Annotated in this window: 25 protein-coding genes; 19 read left to right on the top strand and 6 right to left on the bottom strand. The window is 61.8% G+C overall.

Annotated elements, in window-relative coordinates; all coding sequences use genetic code 11:
• Positions 1–351: 351 nt before the first annotated feature.
• Positions 352–1,338, top strand: a complete 987-nt coding sequence (locus ABR989_RS06875) for a glycosyltransferase family 2 protein (RefSeq protein ID WP_428126890.1) — start codon at positions 352–354, stop codon at positions 1,336–1,338.
• A gap of 84 nt (positions 1,339–1,422) precedes the next feature.
• Here ABR989_RS06875 and ABR989_RS06870 read toward each other — a convergent pair whose 3' ends face one another.
• The gene (locus ABR989_RS06870) at positions 1,423–2,691 is read right to left on the bottom strand and encodes an oligosaccharide flippase family protein (RefSeq protein ID WP_428126888.1); all 1,269 of its coding nucleotides are present in this window, start codon (positions 2,689–2,691) and stop codon (positions 1,423–1,425) included.
• 269 nt (positions 2,692–2,960) lie between these two features.
• Here ABR989_RS06870 and ABR989_RS06865 point away from each other — a divergent pair, with 269 nt between their 5' ends.
• Positions 2,961–3,218, top strand: a complete 258-nt coding sequence (locus ABR989_RS06865; RefSeq protein WP_428126887.1) for a transposase — start codon at positions 2,961–2,963, stop codon at positions 3,216–3,218.
• Here ABR989_RS06865 and ABR989_RS06860 read toward each other — a convergent pair.
• The 4 genes from ABR989_RS06860 to ABR989_RS06845 form a co-directional block, all read right to left on the bottom strand.
• Complete coding sequence (locus tag ABR989_RS06860; RefSeq protein ID WP_428126886.1) at positions 3,188–4,045, bottom strand: methyltransferase domain-containing protein; 858 nt, start codon at positions 4,043–4,045, stop codon at positions 3,188–3,190. The two genes, ABR989_RS06865 and ABR989_RS06860, sit on opposite strands and share 31 nt — an antisense overlap.
• Positions 4,046–4,058: 13 nt before the next feature.
• Complete coding sequence (locus tag ABR989_RS06855; RefSeq protein WP_428126884.1) at positions 4,059–4,250, bottom strand: hypothetical protein; 192 nt, start codon at positions 4,248–4,250, stop codon at positions 4,059–4,061.
• Positions 4,251–4,294: 44 nt separating this feature from the next.
• Positions 4,295–4,546, bottom strand: coding sequence for a hypothetical protein (locus tag ABR989_RS06850; protein WP_428126882.1), 252 nt, complete (start codon positions 4,544–4,546; stop codon positions 4,295–4,297).
• A gap of 571 nt (positions 4,547–5,117) precedes the next feature.
• The gene (locus ABR989_RS06845; protein ID WP_428126880.1) at positions 5,118–5,978 is read right to left on the bottom strand and encodes a class I SAM-dependent methyltransferase; all 861 of its coding nucleotides are present in this window, start codon (positions 5,976–5,978) and stop codon (positions 5,118–5,120) included.
• Positions 5,979–6,220: 242 nt separating this feature from the next.
• On the opposite strand from ABR989_RS06845, the gene hemE reads away from it, so the two are divergent.
• From hemE to ABR989_RS06800, 9 genes are all read left to right on the top strand, one after another.
• Positions 6,221–8,194 carry a uroporphyrinogen decarboxylase gene (gene hemE, locus ABR989_RS06840; protein ID WP_428126878.1) on the top strand — a complete coding sequence of 658 codons (1,974 nt, stop codon included), beginning with the start codon at positions 6,221–6,223 and terminating at the stop codon, positions 8,192–8,194.
• A 4-nt stretch (positions 8,195–8,198) separates the two neighbouring features.
• On the top strand, positions 8,199–9,125 hold the full coding sequence (hemH, locus tag ABR989_RS06835; protein ID WP_428126876.1) for a ferrochelatase: 927 nt from the start codon (positions 8,199–8,201) through the stop codon (positions 9,123–9,125).
• A 43-nt stretch (positions 9,126–9,168) separates the two neighbouring features.
• Complete coding sequence (gene hemG / locus ABR989_RS06830; RefSeq protein ID WP_428127146.1) at positions 9,169–10,587, top strand: protoporphyrinogen oxidase; 1,419 nt, start codon at positions 9,169–9,171, stop codon at positions 10,585–10,587.
• 21 nt (positions 10,588–10,608) lie between these two features.
• Positions 10,609–11,868 (top strand): DNA polymerase IV, encoded by a 1,260-nt coding sequence (gene dinB, locus ABR989_RS06825; protein WP_428126875.1) that lies wholly within the window; start codon positions 10,609–10,611, stop codon positions 11,866–11,868.
• 64 nt (positions 11,869–11,932) lie between these two features.
• Entirely contained in the window at positions 11,933–12,409 is a 477-nt protein-coding gene (locus ABR989_RS06820) for a MarR family winged helix-turn-helix transcriptional regulator (protein WP_428126873.1), read from the top strand.
• An 84-nt stretch (positions 12,410–12,493) separates the two neighbouring features.
• Positions 12,494–13,909 (top strand): 3-isopropylmalate dehydratase large subunit, encoded by a 1,416-nt coding sequence (gene leuC / locus ABR989_RS06815; protein WP_428126871.1) that lies wholly within the window; start codon positions 12,494–12,496, stop codon positions 13,907–13,909.
• Between the two features lie 69 nt (positions 13,910–13,978).
• Complete coding sequence (gene leuD, locus ABR989_RS06810; RefSeq protein WP_428126869.1) at positions 13,979–14,584, top strand: 3-isopropylmalate dehydratase small subunit; 606 nt, start codon at positions 13,979–13,981, stop codon at positions 14,582–14,584.
• A gap of 67 nt (positions 14,585–14,651) precedes the next feature.
• On the top strand, positions 14,652–14,870 hold the full coding sequence (locus ABR989_RS06805; protein WP_428126867.1) for a hypothetical protein: 219 nt from the start codon (positions 14,652–14,654) through the stop codon (positions 14,868–14,870).
• Between the two features lie 35 nt (positions 14,871–14,905).
• Positions 14,906–15,907: an RluA family pseudouridine synthase gene (locus tag ABR989_RS06800; RefSeq protein ID WP_428126865.1), complete on the top strand. Its 1,002-nt coding sequence runs from the start codon at positions 14,906–14,908 to the stop codon at positions 15,905–15,907.
• Positions 15,908–15,937: 30 nt separating this feature from the next.
• On the opposite strand, the gene ABR989_RS06795 is transcribed toward ABR989_RS06800, so the two are convergent.
• Positions 15,938–16,405 (bottom strand): GNAT family N-acetyltransferase, encoded by a 468-nt coding sequence (locus tag ABR989_RS06795; RefSeq protein ID WP_428126863.1) that lies wholly within the window; start codon positions 16,403–16,405, stop codon positions 15,938–15,940.
• A gap of 403 nt (positions 16,406–16,808) precedes the next feature.
• On the opposite strand from ABR989_RS06795, the gene rho reads away from it, so the two are divergent.
• From rho to ABR989_RS06755, 8 genes are all read left to right on the top strand, one after another.
• Positions 16,809–18,200: a transcription termination factor Rho gene (gene rho / locus ABR989_RS06790; RefSeq protein WP_428126861.1), complete on the top strand. Its 1,392-nt coding sequence runs from the start codon at positions 16,809–16,811 to the stop codon at positions 18,198–18,200.
• 95 nt (positions 18,201–18,295) lie between these two features.
• Positions 18,296–18,625 carry a hypothetical protein gene (locus tag ABR989_RS06785; protein WP_428126859.1) on the top strand — a complete coding sequence of 110 codons (330 nt, stop codon included), beginning with the start codon at positions 18,296–18,298 and terminating at the stop codon, positions 18,623–18,625.
• 92 nt (positions 18,626–18,717) lie between these two features.
• On the top strand, positions 18,718–19,500 hold the full coding sequence (rpsB, locus tag ABR989_RS06780) for a 30S ribosomal protein S2 (protein WP_428126856.1): 783 nt from the start codon (positions 18,718–18,720) through the stop codon (positions 19,498–19,500).
• Positions 19,501–19,604: 104 nt separating this feature from the next.
• Complete coding sequence (tsf, locus tag ABR989_RS06775) at positions 19,605–20,225, top strand: translation elongation factor Ts (RefSeq protein WP_428126853.1); 621 nt, start codon at positions 19,605–19,607, stop codon at positions 20,223–20,225.
• Positions 20,226–20,286: 61 nt separating this feature from the next.
• Positions 20,287–21,036: a UMP kinase gene (gene pyrH / locus ABR989_RS06770; RefSeq protein ID WP_428126851.1), complete on the top strand. Its 750-nt coding sequence runs from the start codon at positions 20,287–20,289 to the stop codon at positions 21,034–21,036.
• A gap of 2 nt (positions 21,037–21,038) precedes the next feature.
• Complete coding sequence (frr, locus tag ABR989_RS06765; RefSeq protein ID WP_428127145.1) at positions 21,039–21,596, top strand: ribosome recycling factor; 558 nt, start codon at positions 21,039–21,041, stop codon at positions 21,594–21,596.
• Between the two features lie 27 nt (positions 21,597–21,623).
• Positions 21,624–22,427, top strand: coding sequence for an undecaprenyl pyrophosphate synthase (uppS, locus tag ABR989_RS06760; protein ID WP_428126849.1), 804 nt, complete (start codon positions 21,624–21,626; stop codon positions 22,425–22,427).
• Positions 22,414–23,202 carry a phosphatidate cytidylyltransferase gene (locus tag ABR989_RS06755; RefSeq protein WP_428126847.1) on the top strand — a complete coding sequence of 263 codons (789 nt, stop codon included), beginning with the start codon at positions 22,414–22,416 and terminating at the stop codon, positions 23,200–23,202. The genes uppS and ABR989_RS06755 overlap by 14 nt, the downstream gene beginning before the upstream one ends.
• Positions 23,203–23,212: the final 10 nt, after the last annotated feature.

Here is a 23,212-nt window from a genome sequence, read left to right as displayed (position 1 = left end):
TGTGCACTTCGCCATCACTCATAGAGCAACTTCTCTGCCACTGGAGGTTTGTCATCCGTCGATACTCACTGGATACTCACTGATGCTCCAAGGCGGGACATTCTGTCGCGTAACAACGCACGCTCTTCACGCCGATGACACATTTCACTTGACGAGCGAGCTGGTCGAGGTTCTCCGCTGCTTCAAGAGCGGTTGAAAGTTGAGATAAGGTGCGACATGGAATTGCCGATACTGTCCAAAACTGGACAGCACCGAATTGCCCTCAGTGCCGGCTTCCCTAAGATTCGAGGGACCGCGTTCGGGCCTTGCCCCGCGCGGCCTATTCTGTTCTAAGGTAGGGGGGACGACCAAATGTCCAAGGTCACGGTTATAATTCCGACCTACAATCGCGCCCACATTCTAAGCCAGGCGATAGAGAGCGTGCTTGCCCAGACGATGGGGGATTTCGAACTCGTTATCGTCGACGATGGGTCAACCGATGGCACCGCTGAAATAGTTCGTGGTTTCTCGGACTCGCGGATCCGTTACATCCAGCAAGCAAATGCGGGCCCAGGGATGGCAAGAAATCGTGGCGTCGCGGAGGCCACGTCTCAGTACGTTTCATTTCTCGACTCAGATGACCTTTGGACACCCGACAAACTCTCGTCCTGCCTCACCTTTCTCAGCAACCATCCAGAAGTCGGGGGAATATTTCATGATCTTGAGTGGCGCAGTGGCGATGAGGTCAGGCCTTCGTTCGTGCGCGCTCATTCGGCCCGGATGCTGGCATGGCTTGCGGGCGGAAGCTACCCCGAAGGCACACTCATACCAGATCGCGAACTACACCTATTGCTACTCCAAGAAGTTCCAATCAAGCCCACAGCACTGATCGTTGACAAGCTCGCTTTCAAAACAAGCGGTGGCTTCAACAGTTGGGTATGGGGCGAGGACTGGGAATTTCTGCTTCGGTTTGCAAAACAGAACCGTCTGGCTTACTTGGACCGTCCCCTTGGTGTGAGAAGAACCACACCTGATTCGGCGCAGTTGAAGGAGATCAAGCGAAATTTCACGGTCGCGTGCGAACTCCTAAGTAGCCAACGGTCGCTCATCTCGTCTCAAGACACCGAGGCACTCGCTGCAATTTCAACCGGCATAACACAGATAGCGAAGGGGATGAGCTGGGAATACCTCAAACGAGGAAAGCGACTTCCGGCTATAAACACTTGTCTCATCGGCTTTGCAAAGACCGGCAACGTCGAACTGCTCTTTAGGGCGCTCGGTGTGTGTCTACCTATTTCACTGTTCCGAGCCGCGAAAACCTTATATCGAGGGCGCTCTCGCGCGTCGTGGATCGCATAAATTCGAGATAACGTGACTCGCCTGCACCCGTCCGGATTGCGTGGATGGCGCCGTCGCCGTGCTGGAGGACCTCATCTCACCTGCCTAATCCGTTTGCTGCAGCAGGTAGCCCATTATCGGCAGTGAGACCAAAATCGATAGGACGCCTGCGGCCGCGGCGCCGGTGGGCCCGTGCCATGCTGTGAATGGATAGATCACGATGGCTAGAACCCCTGCGCGGGCAGCCGACATAATGGCGGTTCGTTCCGGTTTTCCCAGACCGTAGAGAAAGGTTCGCCCGATCACTAGGAAGCCCTGAAGGAGGCCGTAAATGCACAGAACCTTGAGCGGAGTAACCGCATCAACCCAGGCTGGTCCGAATAACCGGAGAACGGTCTTCGCGCCAAAGGCGAAAATGAATGCGACGTACGCCAGCCCGACCACGGCCACAACCGCGTTCACCGACCAGAACAGGCGCGCTCTCGCGTGGCGATCCCTGCGCAATCGCGCCACCATCGGAAACGTCACCACGGAAGCGGCCGTCGTAAATTCCGCGACCGGCATCTCACCTGCGCGAAAGGCTATTTGGTAGTTGCCGAGCGCGCTGGGGCCGAGCAGGTGGCCTACGACCAGATTGTCGAGTTGCTTTGAAATGAAATCGCATAGCGCGCTAAAGCTGGCCCACAATCCGAACGAAAGCATGGTTTTCGCGCGAGCCATGCTGAAACCCAGCCGCGGCCAATGAGGAAACAGCCAGTAAGTCAAAACGACCCGCACTGCGCCGCCCATGAACATCGAGAATACGATACCGCGCCAGTCCCGCCAGTAGAGCACAGCCATAAGACCGAATATTAGGCTCGCCACAACCTCCGAAACGTTCAAGATGGTCATAAAATGGAAGTCGAGACGCCGGTATAGAGATATTAGGCGCGGACTCTGAATCGATTGCAGGATTGGAAGCGCGGCTATAGCCCAGAAAACCGTGTAAGCGTCGCCCAGATGGAAGAAGGCGCCCAGCGGACGCGAGAACACAACCAGTATCAATCCAATAATCAGGCCTCGGACGACGGAGGTCGTGAATAAAGTGTCAAGATAGGGGTCGATCTCATCTTCTTGCTGGACGAGCGCCGATCCTATGCGCGGATCGGTAGCGGCATTGATTGCTGCAAAGATCAATGTCGCACTGGCGATCACGCCGAAGTCGAACGGTTTGAGCAATCGCGCGAAGACGACGTACCGCAGAGCGGCACCAATTGAGCTGAGTCCGCGCGCCGCGGTGGTCCAAGAAAGACCGGTGAAAAAGGTCTTGAGTACAGCCCCTCCGAGTTCTTGAGGGGTCTCCGCGCTGTGATCGCTTGCGTCCGCGGCGTTCATCTTTGGCGCCGCCTCAGCCGATGGTGCCGCTTGGCCTACCGCTTCATGGGGCATTTTGGGATTTTCCCGTGTTTCCCTTTTGTATGCGGCCATCGGGAAACAGCGGTACCTGCGAATGAAAGGCTAGACTTCCTAATCGACCGGACCTTCTGTACCAAAACTGTCATTCACTGCGATGTTACGGACGCAATTCGCACGATGCGGACCGTGTGGAGAGTAGCGCGGCCAGCGTGCGGTGTCGACCATTGGGTGCTATAGCCCTTGCCACGTTGGCGCAGCGCCAGCACGACCTCCGCGCACACACGCTGGGCGTGTGCACCAACGGCCATCGCGTGGTGCGCGATTTGCTGCTGCCCGGGGCCGAGAGTGAGCAAGCCTGGCTCGAGGCGGTGCGCGCGCTGGCCACCCGTAATCTCGGCGCTCCGGTGCTGGCGGTCATTGATGGCAATCTGGGGCTGAGCGCGGCGCTTAAGGTGCAATGGCCTAAATTCGCGATTCAGCGCTGCGCCTCTTCGTTTCTCATGTAGCGTGACTGGTTCGTCTTGGCCAAGCGAGCAACAACAACTATTTCATTTCCCAGCTTCGGCCTGAGACGTGTGAGCACGCGCAGGGGCCAATCCCGGCGCCTTGAAGAACTAAATCTTACCCGATACAGATATCGTTGAACCTGGAAGCCGCAGTGCTCTAGAACATCCCGAAGCTCGGTGTACGAATATTCCCGGACATGCCCCATGTGCCCCAGATTATCCAGCTTGGACCACTCTGTTATCGGATCGGGGCCTGTGCGGCCGTGCCGTATAATCCTGCGCAACGCATCGATGCCGATCCCATTCGGCATCGTCAAATACATAAATCCATCCTCGTCCAAGAGGCTCCTGATGAACGACATCGTTTTTAGAAGATCAATGCGAAGATGTTCGAAGATCTCGCAGAACACTACGCACTGGAATTGTCCGACCATCTTCGCCGCGGCGGGGCACGGCCGCTCCACATCAAGCTGCGCGACCTTTATCCCGAGTACTCGCTCTACGTGGCGAAATCGGTTCGGATGCAAATCCACGCTCACGACTTCCATTTCCGGGTGCGCCTTCTTCATGAGGTATTCAAAAACGAAGGGTGCGCCCCCGATATTCAGGCACCTTGAAAATTCATAGTTGCGGGTTAAGAAATCGACGTCCCATAAAGCCCGGCCGGCGTGATACCGGGCATAGTTCTCCGCCCACAGCCAGAGCTTCCTGTCCAGGCCGAGTTCCGGGACTAATTTGAGGTAATCGGCGGTAGCGTCCTTTGCCTGCCCCCAACCATAACATTTCGCAGGCTTTGGTGAGCCACTCCTTTTGCCTGGAATTCCCATTTTGAATCCTGCTTTAGACTCGCAGCAACTTGCCGAGATTGTCAACGAGCACTCTCAGCCTCGGCAACCTCCACAGCGCCGAGGGCTGGGCTGCTCCAAGCTGCTCAGCGACTACCGGCGCTCCAGCCGCGCGATGAAGCACGACGATGCCCACCTGGATCTCGTGATCGAAGCGCTCGCGCACCGAGTTGAACACCGCTGCCATAGAGCGACTGCTCGTAGGTGGCGCCGGGTTGATACTTCCAGGAATCAACCAGATGGAGCCGGCCGGCGCGGGCGATGAACAGGATTCGCTCCGAGAAGTAGCCGCGGAACAAGGAACCGCACTATTGCGCTAAAGTCGCATATCGGATCGAGGTACTTTTGCGCGCCCGCCTCGAGGTCGTCGTAGAAGCCGGCTAGCACGCACTCGCTTGCGAACGTCTCGCGCCACTTCTTGAGCTTCGCCGCATGATGATGCCATTGATCGGGCACGTACGATTCGATGGCCTCAGCTCGCAATCGCTCGGCCGTGCAGTTACCGATCGACCACCTTGAGCACCATCGGCCTCGAAAAATAACTCTGTTCCAGCACCAAATGTGCGGTCCCCGGGGATTCCCGCCGGAAGTAGAACACCTGCGAGCTGTACATCCAAGGTGTCCAATTTCGCGGGCGTCGCTCGTCAGGCCCCCCTATCAATTTCAGGACCCCGCCAGAATTGTGAGACACATACCAGTAATTGTCATCGTAGGGCCGCATTGAAAGCGTCACGACTAGTTGCTGCCCGACCGAAAGCGCAACCGTCTGGCCAGTATTCTGCAGGTTGACATGCAGGGTAACCGGGCGCGGCGGGCGCGCTGGCTGCCCGGCGGATAGCGCAGAAGGCGCAGCGGAGAATAGTCCGGCAGCAATCGCGAAGCACGCGAGCAGGCACGACTGACGGAGCGATGGTTTGACCATGATTGCGCGAAGCCTTTGAATCAGAATACTACCATACGAGCAGCCGGGGCAAAAAGCGGGAATTAAGTTGCATTAGGAAAGCCCGTACTAGCAGAGCCCGCGGTTCCCGCGGCGACGACTGTCCGCCGCGCGCTAGCGGATTTTTTCGCCCGCCGCGATTGCCGGCGTTTTCGTGAACTTGAGCATGAAGCGATCGGTCTGACCGCGATGCTTGAACACAATCCAGGTGCGATCGTCTTCAGGGTGGCGCAGTGCGCTCGACGCTCCGGACAGCCTGAAGCCCGCCTTCTCCACATCCTTGATTAGAAAATTCTCGTCGATTCGGTGGAGCGTGGTGGTCACCGTATTGTTGGCGCCCGGCTGCGCGCTGTGATCGACGATCCCGTAAATCCCGCCTGGCTTGAGCGCCCTGAACACCGCCGCGTTCACGTTCTCGCGATTGAGCTTGAAGCCGACCATGTCGTGGTAGTTGAGATGGATGATCACTGCGTCGAGCGACTCCGGCGGCACTGGCAGCAGGTCGGGCGCATCGAAGGGTTTGCTGACCTTGACGACGCTCTTGAGCGCCGGCTCTTTCAGCCGTTCGTTCCATGTATCTTCGATTTTCTTGAACTGCTCAGGGAACGGACCGTTCTGCGAGTAAACCGTACCGGTCGATCCGACGATTCGCGCATACAGCTCGGTCATGTACCCGCCGCCCGCGAATATATCGGCAATCTTCATCCCGGGCTTGATTCCATAAAACGCCATGATCTGATCGGGCCTGCGTCCTGCGTCGAGCGCCTTGTCCGCGGCTGGCCGATCGGGCGAGTTGATCGCGTTGGTAATTTCCTTGGGAATCTGCGAGGCGGGGACTGGTGCGCTTTCAGCCACGCTCACCGCAACCGGCGCAAGCGGATTCTGCGCGCGCGCCGGCGGTGAGATCCACGCGACTCCGGCGAATGCGACTATCGTTGACAGGACCAACCGCCACGTTCCAATACGCATTGCCATAGTCATCTCGATTCTCCGCGTGACGTTTGATTCCTCTTCCACGAGCGACAGGTAACACACCGATCGCAAAACGGGCAATGCGGTTTCTCCCGCCCGTCCTGCGCGCCCCGCAAACCGCAAAGGCAGGCGGCGGGGGAGTGGACGTGGCTATCGTGCACGCGGCAAGATTAACCATACGGCTTTTTGTTGCTCGCCATGAACCCAGAGACCGAATCCAATTCCTGAGACACCCCCAGCTTCAGATGAACCCAGAGACAGAATCGAATCCCTCAGACATCACGCCCGGCTTCGGCGGACTTCGCGTCGTCGCGTTCGAGAGCCGCATGGCGGCGGAAGTCGCGACGATGATCGAGCGGCGCGGCGGCGTCGCGATAGTCGCGCCGGCGATGCGCGAGGTGCCGCTCGAGGACAATCACGCGGCGCTGGATTTCGCCGATCGCCTGCTGGCCGGCGAAAACGAATTCGAGGTGGTCATTTTTATGACCGGCGTCGGCACGCGCGCGCTGTTCCAGGCGATGGAAACGCGCCATCAGCGGGCGTCGATAGCGGCTGCCCTGGCCGCAATCACAACCGTGGCGCGCGGCCCGAAAGCGATTCGCGCGATGCGCGATCTTGGGGTCGAACCCTCGATAGTCGCGCCGGAACCGAATACCTGGCGCGAAGTGCTGAGCACGCTTGCGTCAAAGATCGAGCTCAAGGGCAAGCGCGTCGCGATCCAGGAATACGGAGTTTCCAATCACGAGCTGACCGCGGGGCTCGAGGCGCGCGGCGCCCGGGTCACGATTGTTCCGGTCTATAGATGGACGCTGCCGGCCGATCGCGCGCCGCTACGGGCGGCGTTGAACGCGATTGCGGCGGGCGCGGCGGACGTGGCTATCTTCACCAGCTCGAACCAGGTCACAAACGTCATTCAGCTCGCGGAGGCCGAGGGAATCGGCGACGGCGTCAAGCGCGGATTCGCGCGCATGGCGGTTGGCTCGATCGGGCCGGTATGCTCGGAGCAGATTCGCGCCTACGGGCTCCGCGTGGACTTCGAGCCGGAGCATTCGAAGCTCGGCCATCTGGTTAAAGCGGCGGCGGCGCAAGCGGCTTCAATTCTCATCGCGAACCGCGCTGACACGCATCGAATTGAAGCGGGTGCGGCGCCAAATCCGCGGCGCAGGGCGATTTCCAACGCGCCGCGGTCTCCCCTCGCCGACCATCCGATGCTCAAGGCGTGCCGGCGCGAAGCTGCCCCCTACACTCCTATCTGGCTGATGCGCCAGGCGGGCCGCTATATGCCGGAGTATCGGCGCGTTCGCGAGCGTCATGATTTTCTCGAGATGTGCAGGCGGCCCGAGTTGGCCGCCGAAGTCACCGTCACGGCGGTCGAGCGGCTCAAGGTGGATGCGGCGATCATTTTCGCCGATATCCTGCTGCCTCTGATCCCGATGGAAGTCGGGCTGCATTTCGAAAAAGGCGACGGGCCGGTGATCGATCGCCCGATTCGCACCGAGGCCGACCTCGAACGGCTTCCGGCCGTCGATGTGGCGGCGCTCGGCTTCGTTGGCGACGCGATCAAGCTGGTCCATCGCGCGATCGGCGCGACGACTCCGCTGATCGGATTTGCCGGGGCGCCGTTCACGCTCGCGTCGTACCTGATCGAAGGCGGCTCGTCGCGCCAATACCAGGCGACCAAAACTTTCATGTACATGCAGCCCGAAACGTGGCATCGCCTGATGGAGCGGCTGGCGCGCACGACGGCGGATTATCTGAAGATGCAAATCGCGGCGGGCGCCGACATCGTCCAGATTTTCGACAGCTGGGTCGGCAGCCTTGGCCCGGACGACTATCGGCGCTTCGTGCTGCCGCATACCGCCTCGGTGATCGCGGCGATTCCCGCCGACGTGCCCGTGATCCATTTCGGAACCGTGACCGGAAACCTGCTCGAGTTGATGCGCGAGGCGGGCGGCGACGTTTTAGGTCTCGATTGGCGCGTCAGTCTCGCCGACGCGTGGGCGCGGCTCAATTACAGCGTGGCGGTACAGGGCAATCTCGATCCGATCGCGCTGTTCGCGGACGTTTCCGAAATCCGCACACGCGCCCGCGCGATTCTCGATCAGGCCGGCGGACGCCCCGGACATATCTTCAATCTCGGCCACGGAATACTTCCGGATACGCCGGTCGATCACGTAATCGCGCTCGTCGATGCGGTTCACGAGATGAGCGCGCGCTGACGCTATGACCGCGAAGGCAAGGTGCGACGCGGTGTTGATGATTGGATTCGGCGGACCGACGCGCGCCGACCAGGTGCGGCCGTTTCTCGATGGCATGCTGCGCGGGCGGCCAATCCCGCGCGAGCGCTACGAGGAGGTGGTGCGTCACTACGATCTTCTCGGCGGGCGCTCGCCGTACAACGATCTCACGATGCGGCAGGCGGCTGCGCTACGCGAGCAGCTTGCGAAAAAAGGCGCGTGCGTGCCGGTCGCGGTCGGGATGCGCAACTGGGAACCGTATGTTGCCGACTCGGTCCGCGCGCTCGCTGACGGTGGATCGCGGCGCGTGCTCGGCTTCATCATGGCGGCGCATCGCAGCGAAGCCAGCTTCGAGCGATACCAGGCAACCGTCAACGACGCGTGCGCTGCGTTGAGCGAAGCGGCGCCCCAGTTCGTATATCCCCAGCCGTGGCACGACCATCCGCTGTTCATCGCGGCGGTGGCGTCGCGCACGCGCGAGGCGTACACGCGACTGGACGAGCAAGAGCGATCGCGCGCGCGGCTGATCTTCACCGCGCACAGTATTCCGCTCGCGATGGCGCAGGCCGGGCCGTACGTCGGGCAGCTTACGCAGTCGGCGCGGATGATCGCGGCAGAGCTTGGGATCGGCACATGGCAATTCGCGTATCAAAGCCGCAGCGGGAGTCCGCGCGAGGCGTGGCTCGAACCCGACATCAAGGATACGCTTCGGAGCCTGGACGCGAAGGCAGCGGTGGTCGTGCCGATCGGTTTTTTGTGCGATCACGTCGAAGTGCTGTACGATCTCGATATCGAGGCGGCGCAAATCGCACGCGAGGCGGGAATCAGGATGGAGCGCGCGCCGACCGTCGGGGACCATCCGTTGTTTATCGAGATGATGGCTTCGATAATCGCGCCGTACGCGCGCGGCTGACGGATCGAACGAGGGAGAAGCTCAAACGGACTCCGGCACGCATATCAAACGGGTTGCGGTAATAGGCGGGGGAATCACCGGTCTCGCCGCCGCGTATCGGCTTCGCGAGCTCGCGGCGACGCGCGAATTTCCGCTTGAAGTGGAATTGCTGGAACGCGGCGCGAGATGCGGCGGAGCGCTCGAGACGATTCGCCGCGACGGATTCGTAATCGAGACCGGCGCCGATTCATTTTTGTCGGAAAAAACATCGGCCGCCGAGCTCGCGCGACGGCTTGGTCTCGGCGCGGAACTGATTCCGACTCGCGAGATCTACGGCAAGACGTTCGTGGTGCGCGCGGGGCGGCTGGTCGAGGTCCCGGCGGGATTTATGATGCTCGCGACGGCGCATTTCGGGCCGGTTTTTCTAAGTCCGCTTTTCTCGCCGCTCGGAAAATTACGGATGGCCCTGGAACCATTCATCGCGGCGCGAACCAGCGGCGACGACGAGAGTCTGGAGTCATTCGTGACGCGGCGACTGGGGCGCGAGGTGCTCGATCGCGTTGCGCAGGCGCTCGCGGGCGGTATCTACACCGCGGATCCGAAACGGCTCAGCACCACGGCGACGATACCACGCTTTGTCGAGATGGAGCGGCGCCATGGCAGCCTGTTCAAGGGAATGCGCGCGGCAGAGCGGGCGCGGGCGTCGAAGGGTCCGGAGGTGAGCGGCGCGCGATGGAGCCTGTTCCAGAGCTTCAGGAATGGGATGGCGACGCTGCCCGAGACGATCGCGGCGCGGCTGGGCGGGTCGATTCGCACGGGAGCGGAAGTTATCGCGATGTCGCCAACGGCGGACGGATGGCGGCTCGCTTTGGCCGGTGGCGGCTCGATCGACGCCGACGCGGTAATCTGCGCCGCGCCGGCGTACGCGGCCGCGCGCATCGTGTCGCCGCTTGAGCCCGCGGCTGCGAAGTTGCTCGGTGGGATCAGTTACGCATCGGCAGCGACGGTCAACCTGACGTTTCGCGAGAGCGACTTCGAGGGTCCTCCGCGCGCATTCGGCTTCGTGGTGCCGGCAATCGAGCATCGGCGCATAATCGCGGCCAGCTTTTCGAGCTTCAAGTTCGAGGGACGCGCACCTGCGGGCGCAATCCTGGCGCGCGCGTTCATCGGCGGCGAGCTGCATCGCGAAATGATGAACCTTGGCGACGACGAGATGATCGCCGCAGTGCGTGACGAGTTTCGCGCACTGCTCGGCGTGACCGCGGCGCCGGGAATCACTGTAGTCAGGCGATGGCCCGATGCGATGCCGCAGTACGACGTCGGGCATCTGGCGCGGGTCGCCGAGATCGAGCGCCTCGTCGCTCCAATTCCCGCCTTCGCAATCGCGGGCGCGGCTTATCGCGGCGTGGGGAGTCCCGATTGCGTGCGCAGCGGCGAGGCTGCCGCGGATACGATCTTCGCCAAACTCTCGACGCCGAAATAAGACTCCGATGATGGCGCGGCCGTGAGCGTCGAGGGAGATCCCGGAGCCGAGGGCGCGGCGCATCGGCCGCGAGTGATCGCGCACGCGGACATGGACGCGTTCTTCGCGTCGGTCGAAGTGCTCGACAATCCTGCCCTGCGCGGCCTGCCGGTAATCGTGGGCGGGCGCAGCGCACGCGGGGTCGTGACGTCGGCGTCGTACGAGGCGCGCAAATTCGGCGTGCGTTCCGCGATGCCGACCGGGCAGGCGCGCAAACTGTGTCCGCAGGCGGTCTTTGTGCCGGGCAGGATGGATCGCTACGTGGAAATCTCGCGGGTGGTGCGCCGCGTATTCGAGAGCTTCAGTCCGATCGTCGAACCGCTCTCGCTGGACGAGGCTTTCATCGATCTGACCGGCACGGAGCGTCTGCTCGGGCCGCCGCTGAACGCGGCGCGCGATCTCAAGCGCCGGGTGCTCGAAGAAACCGGGCTGGTCGCGTCGGTGGGCGTGGCGCCGACCAAGATGGCGGCGAAGATTTTGAGCGACATGTCGAAGCCCGACGGATTGCTCGCGGTGGAATTGGAAGAATTGCGCGATTTTCTGACCCCGCTGCCGGTCGAAAGGCTGTGGGGGGTCGGACGGGTGACGCTCGCGCGGATGCATGAGTGCGGGATCAAGACAGTCGGCGACCTTGCGCGGCGCGACCCGGCAGAGTTGAAGAGCCTGTTCGGCACAATGGGACCGCATCTGCATGAACTGGCGTCGGGCAACGACACGCGACCCGTAATCGCCGACTGGCAGCGCAAGTCTTACGGCGAGGAAAATACTTTCGCGCAGGACCTGGCGCTCGACTCGGATGAAATCCGGCGGGTTCTGATCGCGCATGGCGACGCACTGGCGCGCCGGCTCCGCGCCGACGGGGTGCGCGCGCGCACGGTGACGCTGAAGCTGAAGTTGGCGCGTCCACTCGGCGGCGGGCGCTATCCACTGATCACGCGGAGCTTCTCGCTGGACGGCACGACCAATGACGGGCCGGAAATCTCGCGCGTCGCGACGCAGTTGCTGTCGAAGGTCGGCGGGGATGACCAAATCCGTCTCGTCGGCGTGCAGGTGCATCAGCTGGAGCGCGTGGACAGCGCGCAGCTCGGGCTGTTCGACACAGGGCCCGCGGACGATCGCGATCGCAAGCGCGACCGGCTCAATCGGGCGCTGGATTCGGTGGCGAAGAAGTTCGGCGACGAGGCCGTGACGCGCGGGCTGGCGCGCGCCGAGCGCGCCGCGCCGACGCGGCGGATCAAATGACCTGACTCCCGGCAGTGGCGCGCCGCTTGCAAAGATTGCTTAACTATGGTTAATATCTTGCCTGATGCAAGCAGTTGGACGCCGCGACCCCATCTTCCGCGCGATCGAAGCGATGACCGCGCTGGCTGAAATCTTCGAGCGCCGGCGCGAGGTGCTGGCGCGCGACGCGGGTATCACGATCGAGCAGTGGCGGGTGCTCGAGGAAATCTCGACCCAGCATTTTATTCCGTCGATGTTCGCGCGCAGCCGCGACAGCTCGGCGGCGGCGGTGTCGAAAATATTGCGCCAGCTTCTCGACAGCGGGCTGGTCTCGGCCGCGATTGGGCGGGCCGACCGCAGGAAGCGGCGCTACAAGCTGACGGCGAAGGGAAGCAGAACGCTGGGCGAGCTGCGCGCCTCGCGGCAGGCGGCGATCGAGGCGATCTGGACGGGATTTTCGCGCGACGAGCTGGCCGCATTCAGCGCGTTCGCGATCAAGCTGTCCGATCGGATCGAAGGTTATTCGCGCGGGAAAAGTGCGCGGCGAGCGGCGGCGGTCTGATGAGCTTCAACGGCGCTCTTTTAGTAATTTAGAAATTGTTACGCGGCCGGATGCAGATCCGACGCGGCGGGAGTTGGAAACGCAATGGCCGCAAAGACCCTGTTCGAGAAAATTTGGGAAGAGCACGTGGTCCGCGAAAAGCAGCATGAGCCGTCGCTGCTCTACATCGACCTGCACCTGGTTCACGAGGTCACGTCGCCGCAGGCGTTCGAGGGCCTGCGCCATTCGGGGCGCAAAGTCCGCGCGCCGCATCGGACCTACGCCACGCAGGATCACAACGTGCCGACGACAGATCGGAGCAAGCCGATCACCGATCCCGATTCGAAACTGCAGATCGAGACGCTCAGACACAACTGCGCGGAGTTCGGGCTGCGGCTGTTCGATATCGGCTCGCGCGAGCAGGGGATCGTGCACGTCATCGGGCCGGAGCTCGGCCTTACGCAGCCGGGCATGACGATCGTTTGCGGCGACAGCCACACTGCAACTCACGGCGCATTCGGGGCGCTCGCGTTCGGAATCGGCACGAGCGAGGTCGAGCACGTGCTGGCGACGCAATGCCTGTGGGAAGAGCGACCGCAGACGTTTGAAATTCGCGTCGATGGAAAGCTCGGCGCGGGAGTCGGTGCGAAGGATTTGATCCTCGGCATCATCGGCAGGATCAAGACCAACGGCGCGACCGGACACGTGATCGAGTACCGGGGCGCGGCGATCGAGGCGCTGTCGATGGAAGAGCGCATGACGGTGTGCAACATGTCGATCGAAGGCGGCGCGCGAGCCGGGATGGTCGCGGCGGACAAGACGACGGTCGAGTATCTGCGCGGGCGCCGGTACATTCCGGCCGGCAAGGACTTCGACCAAATCGCGGCGCGATGGCTCGAATGCCGCAGCGACGGCGGCGCGAAGTTCGATCGCAGCGTAGTATTCGACGCCGCGACGTTCGCGCCACAAGTGACGTGGGGCACGAATCCCGGGATGGTCACCGACGTTGGAGGAAGCGTGCCCAATCCCGCGGAGATTGCCGACAAGCAGCAGCGCGAGACGGTCGAGCGGGCGCTCACCTACATGGCGCTTCGGCCGGGCACGAGAATCGAGGACATCAAGATCGATCGGGTGTTCATCGGATCGTGCACGAACTCGCGGCTGAGCGATCTCAAGGCCGCCGCCGGTATCGTCAAGGGACGCAAAGTCGCGCCGACCGTGCGGGCGATGGTCGTGCCGGGATCGCAGGAGATCAAGGCGGAGGCGGAGAGCCTCGGGCTGGACAGAATTTTCACGGAAGCCGGCTTTGAGTGGCGCGAATCGGGATGCAGCATGTGCCTGGCGATGAATCCCGACGTGCTGCAGCCGGGCGAGCGATGCGCCAGCACGTCGAATCGCAACTTCGAGGGGCGTCAAGGCAAGGGCGGGCGCACGCACCTGGTGAGCCCCGCGATGGCGGCGGCGGCGGCGATTGCAGGGCATTTCGTCGATGTGCGCGAATGGGCGAATCGGCCGGGGTGACCTCTGCACCCAATGGTAAAGACAGGATGCGGGACTTCGTCCCTGTTGGAAGTTAATCAGGAGACACAGATGCAGGCATTCAAGAATTTCACCGGGATGGTCGCGCCGCTCGATCGCGCCAACGTCGATACCGATCAGATCATCCCCAAGCAGTTTCTGAAAGCGGTGGTACGGACCGGCCTCAAGAAGGGCCTGTTCATCGACTGGCGGCTCAATCCCGACGGCGCCGAGAACAAAAATTTCGCGCTGAACAAGCCGCGCTTCCAGGGCGCGTCGATTTTGGTCGCGCGCAACAACTTCGGATGCGGAAGTTCGCGCGAGCATGCGGTGTGGGCGCTGGATGACGCGGGTTTCCGCGCGGTGATCGCGCCGGAGTTCGCCGACATCTTCCACAACAACTGTTTGAAGAATGGTTTTCTTCCGATCACGCTGCCGGCCGACGAGGTCGAGCATATTTTTCGCGCCACCGGCGACTACGAGGCGTACCGGCTCACGATCGATCTCGAAAAGCAGACAGTGTCCGATGATTTCGGATGGACGGCGCATTTCGAGATCGAGCCGTTCCAGAAGAAGTGCCTGCTCGAAGGTCTCGACGATGTCGCGCTGACGCTCGCGCACGAGGACCGGATCCTTGCGTACGAGAAGGCGCATCCACTACCGCATCGCTTCGAGTAGATGCGTCGCCGGCGACGCTGGCGCCGCGCGCGTCGCGGGGGGAAACTGATCGCAGGCGGCAAATCGCATGAAACCAATCTTCTCGATGACAATCGTCGCGCTGTTCTCGACCGCGCTGGCCGGATGCTGGTTTTATTCGAGGCCCGACGCGGCGGGATGTCAGAAGACCACCTACGGGGTCGCGATAGCCACGACCACCAGCGAGAACTGCCCTCCTTCTGACGCCAGCAAACCGCCGACGCCGCCGCCGATCGCACCGCCGATACCGCCGCCCTCGATGCCGTGATTCGTGCGTCGAGGCGGTAAGTCACGCTCGTGATTTTGCCAACGACAATCACCGCGGGCGCGGAGCACGATCGCATGCGGCTGGACGTGTTCGTTTCGATGCGGCTGGCCCCGGAGTACTCGCGCTCGCAAGTGGCGCGGATGATTAAGGCGGGACTGGTTACAGTCAACGGCGCTGCCGCGCGCGCGTCGAGCGGGGTGCGGACGGGAGACAGTATCGACGTCGCCGCGGCGCCCGCCGGTGCGCCGTACGATCCTTCAAATTACAAAGAAGGTGACGCGCCGGAGATTTCCGTAATTTTCGCCGATGACGAAATAATTGTCGTGAACAAGCCCGCCGGCATGACGGTGCATCCCGCGCCCGGGCATCCCGCGGGCACGCTGGTTGACGCTCTGCTGGCGCGATTTCCCGAACTCGCCGCGATGGCCGAGCCCGACGGCGTGCTGCGTCCCGGCATCGTGCATCGCCTCGACAAAGACACCTCGGGCGTGATGGTGGTGGCGCGGACGCCATTTTCGCGCACCGCGCTTTCGCGGCAGTTCAAGGAACGCAGCGTCAGAAAGATCTATCTCGCGATCGTCAAGGGCATCGTCGCGCGCGATCGGCTGACGATCGAGCGTCCCGTCGGGCGCCATCCCGTCGAGCGCAAGCGGATGTCGGTGCGATCGCATGCACCGCGCGACGCGGTCAGCCATCTGACGGTGCTCGCGCGGTTCGATCCCGCGGAAGCGGGCGAAGCGGGAGCGTCGCTGGTGCGCGTGAAACCGGACACCGGCAGGATGCATCAGATTCGCGTGCATCTCGCGTCGATTGGTCATCCGTGCCTGGGCGATCCCTTATATGGCGGCAAGGCGGGAGGCGGTGGATTTTTTCGACGACAGGCGCTGCATGCGCTGGCGCTTTCGATCGCGCATCCAAGGTCAGGCGCGCGGCTCGAATTTGTTGCGCCGCTGCCAATCGATTTCGTCGAATTTCTCGCGCTGAAGTCATTTGCGGCGGATGCGCGCGAGATTCGGCGATGGATCGAACTTACTTGAGGCCCGCTGACACGGCGGCGTGCGTAGCTGCTACTTTGACGGCCCGTACTTCTGTGCATCCATGAGGGCGAACGAGTACCCGACCATAGCCTTACTAAGCCCGTCAGCCCCTTCGGTCCCACCGACCGATGAATAGAGCTCCATAGCGGAGACATTGCTTCGATCGGTCAGGACCCATGCCAGTGTGCAGTTGCGGGTTCGGCCCACCTCGAGCAAAGCCTTCAGCACGGCTTTGCCCAACCCGCTACGCCGATGCGACGGCGCGAGCCCGACCTCGTTGATCCACAGTTCTGGCCGCTTGTCGGGATGGACATAGTGGACCGCGGACGCGAAACCGACGACCAACCCATTATCGATAGCAACAGCGATATGATGTCGAGGGTCTTCGAGAAACTCCCTGGTCAGGTCCGCGTCAATCGGATTGTCGAACACCTCTGCGGCGACGTTCATAAGAATGCTGTCATCGCCGGGCCGCAAAACCTTGATTTCGATGGCCATCACCTCGCCTCCGTCGTCCAAGTTATCTGCCAGGACGGGTGCCAATCGCGTTTTTCTCACGGACTTTATATGCGAAAATCAAATTAGATCACTACCGGCGGCCTGAACCCCGTTGACACGGCGCCATCGCTTGGGTAGCGTTTTGGTTGAGCTTCCGCACTGAGGACGCTGAGACGGGTGGGGTGTTGAGTCCCGTTTCCCTGCGGTCCGTAATTCCGAACTCGAACTCAAGGCGTTAGTTGTTCCGAATCCCGGCCGCTCGAGCACTCATGAATCTATAATGGTATCTCCCGTCGTGGGAGGCCATTTTTACAAACGACCATAGCCTGCGGCGTGCGCGCATAAACGGCGGCGAATTGCAGCAGTCAAGAACATGATGGAGTCCAGGTTGCGGGGAAGGCATATGGGCAAGAGCAGAGGGGTTGCGAAGAGCGACGAAGGGCGTTTCGACGACTCGCGATCGTCGAACGGAGCGCCGCGCCAGGTAAATCTGGATGGCAATCCGAATCTTCCGCCGCTGGCGCCGGTGATCAGCGAGGAAGGGGTGCTCAACCTCAAGTCGCTGAAGCGGGCGAAGATAACAGAACTGGCGCAGATGGCGCGCGACTTCAACGTCGATGGCGCCACCAACATGCGCAAGCAGGAGATGATTTTTGCGGTCCTGCAAGCGCAGGCGGCCAAGAACGGCTCGATCCTGGGCGAGGGCGTGCTGGAAATTCTGCCCGACGGCTTCGGTTTTCTGCGCGCACCGGACTACAACTACCTGCCCGGTCCCGACGACATTTATATTTCGCCGAGCCAGATTCGCAAGTTCAATTTGCGCACCGGCGACGTGGTTTCCGGCCTGATTCGCCCGCCGAAAGAAGGCGAGCGCTACTTCGCGCTGCTCAAGGTTGAATCGATCAACTACGAGGATCCTGAAAAGGCGCGCGACAAGATCCTGTTCGACAATCTGACGCCGCTCTATCCCGAGGAGCGCATCAAGCTCGAATACAATCACGAGGATTTGACCACCCGCATCATCGATTTGATCGCGCCAATCGGCAAAGGCCAGCGCGGACTTATCGTCGCGGCGCCGTTCACGGGCAAGACGATGATGCTGCAGGCGATCGCCAAGGCGATCGCGCACAACCATCCCGAGATCGTGCTGATCGTGCTGCTGGTCGATGAGCGGCCCGAGGAAGTCACCGACATGCTGCGTTCGGTGCAGGGCGAGGTCGTAAGCTCGACCTTCGACGAGCCGGCCACGCGTCACGTGCAGGTGGCCGAGATGGTAATCGAGAAGGCGCGGCGGCTGGTCGAGCACGGGCGCGACGTTGTGATTTTGCTGGACTCGATCACGCGGCTGGCGCGCGCGTACAACACGGTGGTGCCGCCGTCGGGCAAGATACTGTCGGGCGGCGTCGATTCCAACGCGCTGCACAAGCCCAAGAAGTTTTTCGGCGCCGCGCGCAACACCGAAGACGGCGGCAGTCTGACGATTATCGCGACGGCGCTGGTCGATACCGGCAGCCGAATGGACGAAGTAATTTTCGAAGAGTTCAAGGGCACCGGCAATCAGCAGATAGCGCTGGACCGGCGCTTGCTGGAAAAGCGGATTTTCCCGACGATCGATATCCAGCGCTCCTCGACGCGCAAGGAAGAGCTGCTGCTGCCGCGCGCCACGCTCAATCGCGTGTGGATACTGCGCAAGCTGCTGACCCAGCTCAACGCGGTCGAGGCGATGGAATTCCTGATCGACAAGATGGACAAGACCAAGACCAACGAGGAATTCCTCGAGTCGATGAACGCCTAAGGGGCGCGGCAACCAACCGGATAGCGCCTCAGGTGGCCACAGATAACGGCTGGGTCGATGACTCTTTTGCCCGCAAAAAGCGTATAACTTGCCGGGTGGGCCACCTGAACTCCCGCCACGCGGCTGCGTTGGCGTTGGTGGGCTGGTATCTGATGATGCCGCCCGATTCCAAGGTTCCTCATTCGGTTGATTCGGAGGCTCCACTTTCGCACTGGATCACCGTCGCCACGTTCGACGCTCCGGAGAGTTGCGAGAAGGCGCTCGCGGAACTTCAGAACAAGAGCCAGGACCCGATCGAGCTCGACAAAACCGGGAAACTCCGGCGTTTACAGAAACGGGGGCCTGATCCTGCGTTGGGACGCGCGCGCGCGATTAACGCCGGCTGTGTCGATAGTGACGATTCCCGGCTGAAGGGAAAAAAATAGGAGAGCGGCATGGCGCTTTCTTACTTCGCGGCGGCCTGATATTAATCCAAGGTTACCCCGCGTAAGGGGCCAAGAGGCAGGAACAAAATTCTATGACTGAAATCAGCATGAAGCAGCTTCTGGAGGCCGGCGTTCATTTCGGCCATCAGACCAGCCGCTGGAACCCGAAGATGAAGCAATACATCTTCGGCGCCCGCAACGGTATTTACATTATCGATCTTCAGCAGACGGTAAAGATGTTTCGCGCGACCTACGACTTCGCGCGCGACCTCGCTGCGGCGGGCGGCACGATGCTGTTCGTCGGCACCAAGAAGCAGGCCCAGGACATCGTCAAGGAAGAGGCCGAGCGATGCGGGATGTTTTACGTCAACAACCGCTGGCTGGGCGGGATGCTGACCAACTTCCAGACTATCCGCGCCTCGATCGACAGGCTCAAGAAGCTCGAAGAAGTCATGGCCGACCCGGAGATGATTCGCGCGCTCAGCAAGAAAGAGATGAGCGACAACGCGCGCGAGCATGAAAAGCTGATGAACACGCTGGCCGGGATCAAGAACATGCGCAAACTCCCGGACGCGCTGTGGGTGATCGATACCAAGAAGGAAGATATAGCCGTTGCGGAGGCGAACCGCCTCGGTATCCCGGTCGCCGCGGTGGTGGATACCAACTGCGACCCCGACCTGATCGCTTATCGAATCCCCGGCAACGACGACGCGATCCGCGCGATCAAACTGTTCACGGCGGCGGTCGCCGACGCGATCATCGAAGGCAAGCAAATGGCCGAGGAACGCGCCAAGGGGCAGCAGGATATCCGCTCGGACGCCGGCGCGGCGGCAGACACGGGAGCATCGCCGCCCGATTCTCCAAGCGCGGTCTAGCCGATAAATTCGACCTTCAGGCCCCGAAACGGAGCGGGTCAGTCGTGGCCGTCGCTTGCAGTATGCCGACCGGCCAAGAATACTAGCTCAACTCAGGAATTGTGATGGAACTAAACGCGAATCTGGTTAAAGAACTGCGCGAGAAGACCGGCGCCGGCATAATGGATTGCAAGAGAGCGCTGGCGGAGACGGCCGGCAATCTCGAAAAGGCCGTCGTATGGCTGCGCGAGAAGGGAATCGCCGCGGCGGCAGGGCGCGCCGGCCGGGTCGCATCCGAGGGATCGGTCGGTTCGTATATTCATGCGGGCGGCAAGCTTGGCGTGTTGATCGAAGTCAATTGCGAAACCGATTTCTGCGCCAAGTCGGAAGCGTTCCAGGCGCTGGTGAAGGAACTCGCGATGCAGGTGGCGGCGGCCAATCCGCGCTGCGTGCGACGCGAGGAGATGTCCCCGGCCGTTATCGAGCAGGAGCGGCAGATCTACGCGTCGCAGGCCGAGGGCAAGCCGGCGGCGGTCGTGACCAAGATCGTTGATGGCAAGATCGAGAAATTTTACAAGGAAGCCTGCCTGCTCGAGCAGGCTTACGTCCGCGATCCCAACAAGACTGTCAACGATCTGCTTGGCGAGGCCGCCATCCAGATGCGTGAGAAGATCGACGTGCGCCGCTTCATGCGCTACCAATTGGGTGAGGCGCTCGAGGGCAAGGCAGGCACCGCGGCCGCCTGACGCGGGCGGATTTGCGGACGCGACCGGGCTTCAACGGGAGCATCGACGGGGGCTTCGAGAGATGGCTGAAGTTCAAAGTGCGCCGAACGGCAAGCCGCGCTTCAGCCGTATCCTGCTTAAATTATCCGGCGAGGCGCTCGCTCCCACGCAGCGGTCGGGCCTCGATCTCGACGCGCTGGCCGAGATTGCGCTCGAAATCAAGGAAGTGGCGGCGATGGGCGTTCAGCTCGCGCTGGTAATCGGAGCCGGCAATTTTATCCGCGGCAGCGACTACGAGGCGCGCGGGATGGATCGTTCGACCGCCGACCAGATGGGGATGCTGGCGACGGTGATCAACGCGCTCGCGCTGCAAAACGCGCTCGAGCATGCCGGCGTGGTCACGCGAGTGCTGTCCGCCATCGAGATGCAGGCGCTGTGCGAGCCGTACATCCGCCGCCGCGCCGTGCGCCATCTCGAAAAGGGCCGCGTGATCATATTCGCCGCCGGCACCGGCAATCCCTATTTCACCACCGACACGGCGGCGAGCCTGCGCGCGATGGAAATCGGCGCGGAGGTAATCCTGAAGGCGAGCCATGCCGTGGACGGCGTTTACGATCGCGATCCGATGCGCGAGCCGGGGGCAAAGCGCTTCGATCGGCTCACTTACATCGAGGTGCTGCAGAAGAACCTGAAGGTGATGGACTCGACGGCGATCTCGATGTGCATGGATAATCGCCTGCCGATCATCGTGTTCAATTTGCGTAAAGCGGGTAATATAAGAAGGGCCGTGATGGGTGAGCAAATCGGGACCCGGGTGGAGAGCGGACCGTGAGCATGCTTACGGACACAATCGAGGACGCGCGCAAGGAAATGGACAAGACCGTCGAGGCGTTTCGCCACGAGCTCGCCCGCGTCCGCACCGGCCGCGCTTCAACCGCGCTGGTCGAAAATCTGCAGGTAAATTACTACGGCTCGAAGACTCCGCTGCGGCAATTGGCCGGGTTGGCGGCGCCCGAGCCGCGCTTGATAGTGATCACGCCGTACGACAAGGGCGCGATGCACGACATTGAAAAAGCGATCCAGACTTCCGATCTTGGCCTGATGCCGATGAACGACGGCAAGTTGATCCGGATTCCGATCCCCGAGCTGACCGAGGAGCGCCGCAAGGAGCTGGTGAAGCACGTCCGCAAAATAGGCGAGGAATTCCGCGTCGGCATCCGCAACCATCGCCGCGACGCCAACGACATGCTCAAGGAACTGCACAAGGAAAAGCAGGCCACCGAAGACGAGATGCGATCGGGCGAGGCCAAGGTGCAGCAGTACACGACCGAGTTCATCGAGAAAATCGACAAAGTGCTGACCGCCAAAGAAGCGGAAATCATGGAGGTCTGAACTCGCCCGTCTACGGCGCGACCTTCTGTGAAACCTGAACCCCAAGTGGCCATCTCACTACCACTGAGCGATTTCCCAAACCTGTCTTTGGATCCATCGCGGATGCCGCGCCACGTGGCGATCGTGATGGACGGCAACGGCCGCTGGGCGAATCGGCGCGGGCTCTCGCGCCACGAGGGCCATCGGCGCGGCAAGGATTCGGTGCGCGCGGTCGTCGATGCGGCGCGCGAACTCGGCATCCCGTACCTCACGCTGTACGCATTTTCGAGCGAGAACTGGCGCCGGCCGACCACTGAAGTCAGTTTCCTGATGCAGCTGTTCCATCGCTATCTCATCACCGAGACCAAGCGCCTGATGAAACGCGACATCCGCGTGGTGGCTTTGGGAGACACCGAGCGGTTACCGCCGCGGGTGCGCGAGGCGTTGGCCGAGACCGTCGCGGCGACGCGCGAAAATCGCACGATGACGGTGGCGCTGGCGTTGTCGTACGGTGGGCGCCAGGACATCGTGAACGCGGCGCGATCGATCGCGCGCGCGGTGGCAGAAGGCGCGATTTCACCCGATCAAATCGACGAGCATCTGCTGGCGCGCGAACTGACTACTGCCGGGCTTCCCGATCCCGACCTGCTGATTCGAACCTCGGGAGAACTGCGAATCTCCAATTTTTTTCTTTTTCAACTCGCCTATACCGAACTTTATTTCACCGACACTCTGTGGCCCGATTTCCGCGAGCGCGAATTCCTGAGCGCGATCGCCGCCTACCAGCTTCGCGAGCGCCGCTTCGGCGCGATCTCGAACGGCTCCGACACCCGGCTGCGTGCTCAGAACTAGGCTCCTGACAGCGGCGGTCCTGCTGCCCGCGGTGGGGGCGCTGGTAGTTTTCGCGCCGGACTGGTTCTTCACGATTTTTGTTGCGATCGCCGCAATCTGGGGACTCTACGAAGTCGCCGCGATGACCGGCGCTCTGCACATGGTCGCGATACCGCTGTTCGCCGTCGTCGGTGGCGTGCCGTTGTTCGGGCTTCTCTACGGCGGCGACGTGGGATGGCTCGCGCCGGTTTTGGTCATCCTCATGATGCTTGCGCTGGTGGCGCGAGTTGCTGTTGCCGGCGGCGCCGACGGAGCACTCAGAGGCCCGCGACTCGCCTTCATTGGCGCGGCGTATGTCGGAGTTCTGTTCCCTTATTTCGCGCTACTGCGCAATGGTCCCGGCGGCATCGGCATGCTTTTGCTGGTCATCCTGTTGGTGGTGGTGAGCGACAGCGGTGCATACTTCGTCGGGATGTATCTGGGCCGGACGAAGCTCGCGCCCAACGTCAGCCCAAATAAGACGGTTGAAGGCGCGGCGGGCGGCTTGATCGCGACGATGGCGGCCGGGTTGTTGCTGTTTCAGATACGCGGTGGCTCGTGGGATGCGGGCCCTGTCCTGCTATTTTCGGCTATGATTTCCCTTCTCGCGCAGCTTGGCGATCTGGCCGGCTCGGCATTAAAGCGAGCCGCGGGAGTCAAGGACTCGGGCTGGATTTTCCCGGGGCACGGCGGTCTGCTCGATCGAACTTGTTCGCTAGTCTTCGCGGTGGTTTTCGCCTACTATTGGTCTCGCTGATGCGGCTTTG

Origin of the sequence: Binatus soli (SeqCode) (genome assembly GCF_050015535.1) — a bacterium.
GTDB lineage: Bacteria > Desulfobacterota > Binatia > Binatales > Binataceae > Binatus > Binatus soli.
The sequence above is the reverse complement of the archived record's forward strand: the minus strand, read 5'-3'. Positions and strand labels throughout refer to the sequence as shown.

What these genes read in the sequence shown, in the direction of transcription:
- ABR989_RS06875 (WP_428126890.1), top strand. Translation starts at nt 352, where the DNA reads ATGTCCAAGGTCACGGTTATAATTCCGACCTACAATCGCGCCCACATT.
- frr (WP_428127145.1), top strand. Translation starts at nt 21,039, where the DNA reads ATGCTTACGGACACAATCGAGGACGCGCGCAAGGAAATGGACAAGACC.
- rpsB (WP_428126856.1), top strand. Translation starts at nt 18,718, where the DNA reads ATGACTGAAATCAGCATGAAGCAGCTTCTGGAGGCCGGCGTTCATTTC.
- ABR989_RS06795 (WP_428126863.1), bottom strand. Translation starts at nt 16,405, where the DNA reads ATGGCCATCGAAATCAAGGTTTTGCGGCCCGGCGATGACAGCATTCTT.
- ABR989_RS06845 (WP_428126880.1), bottom strand. Translation starts at nt 5,978, where the DNA reads ATGGCAATGCGTATTGGAACGTGGCGGTTGGTCCTGTCAACGATAGTC.
- ABR989_RS06860 (WP_428126886.1), bottom strand. Translation starts at nt 4,045, where the DNA reads ATGGGAATTCCAGGCAAAAGGAGTGGCTCACCAAAGCCTGCGAAATGT.
- ABR989_RS06805 (WP_428126867.1), top strand. Translation starts at nt 14,652, where the DNA reads ATGAAACCAATCTTCTCGATGACAATCGTCGCGCTGTTCTCGACCGCG.
- rho (WP_428126861.1), top strand. Translation starts at nt 16,809, where the DNA reads ATGGGCAAGAGCAGAGGGGTTGCGAAGAGCGACGAAGGGCGTTTCGAC.
- ABR989_RS06870 (WP_428126888.1), bottom strand. Translation starts at nt 2,691, where the DNA reads ATGAACGCCGCGGACGCAAGCGATCACAGCGCGGAGACCCCTCAAGAA.
- hemE (WP_428126878.1), top strand. Translation starts at nt 6,221, where the DNA reads ATGAACCCAGAGACAGAATCGAATCCCTCAGACATCACGCCCGGCTTC.
- pyrH (WP_428126851.1), top strand. Translation starts at nt 20,287, where the DNA reads ATGGCTGAAGTTCAAAGTGCGCCGAACGGCAAGCCGCGCTTCAGCCGT.
- ABR989_RS06855 (WP_428126884.1), bottom strand. Translation starts at nt 4,250, where the DNA reads ATGGCAGCGGTGTTCAACTCGGTGCGCGAGCGCTTCGATCACGAGATC.
- leuC (WP_428126871.1), top strand. Translation starts at nt 12,494, where the DNA reads ATGGCCGCAAAGACCCTGTTCGAGAAAATTTGGGAAGAGCACGTGGTC.
- leuD (WP_428126869.1), top strand. Translation starts at nt 13,979, where the DNA reads ATGCAGGCATTCAAGAATTTCACCGGGATGGTCGCGCCGCTCGATCGC.
- hemH (WP_428126876.1), top strand. Translation starts at nt 8,199, where the DNA reads ATGACCGCGAAGGCAAGGTGCGACGCGGTGTTGATGATTGGATTCGGC.
- tsf (WP_428126853.1), top strand. Translation starts at nt 19,605, where the DNA reads ATGGAACTAAACGCGAATCTGGTTAAAGAACTGCGCGAGAAGACCGGC.
- ABR989_RS06820 (WP_428126873.1), top strand. Translation starts at nt 11,933, where the DNA reads ATGCAAGCAGTTGGACGCCGCGACCCCATCTTCCGCGCGATCGAAGCG.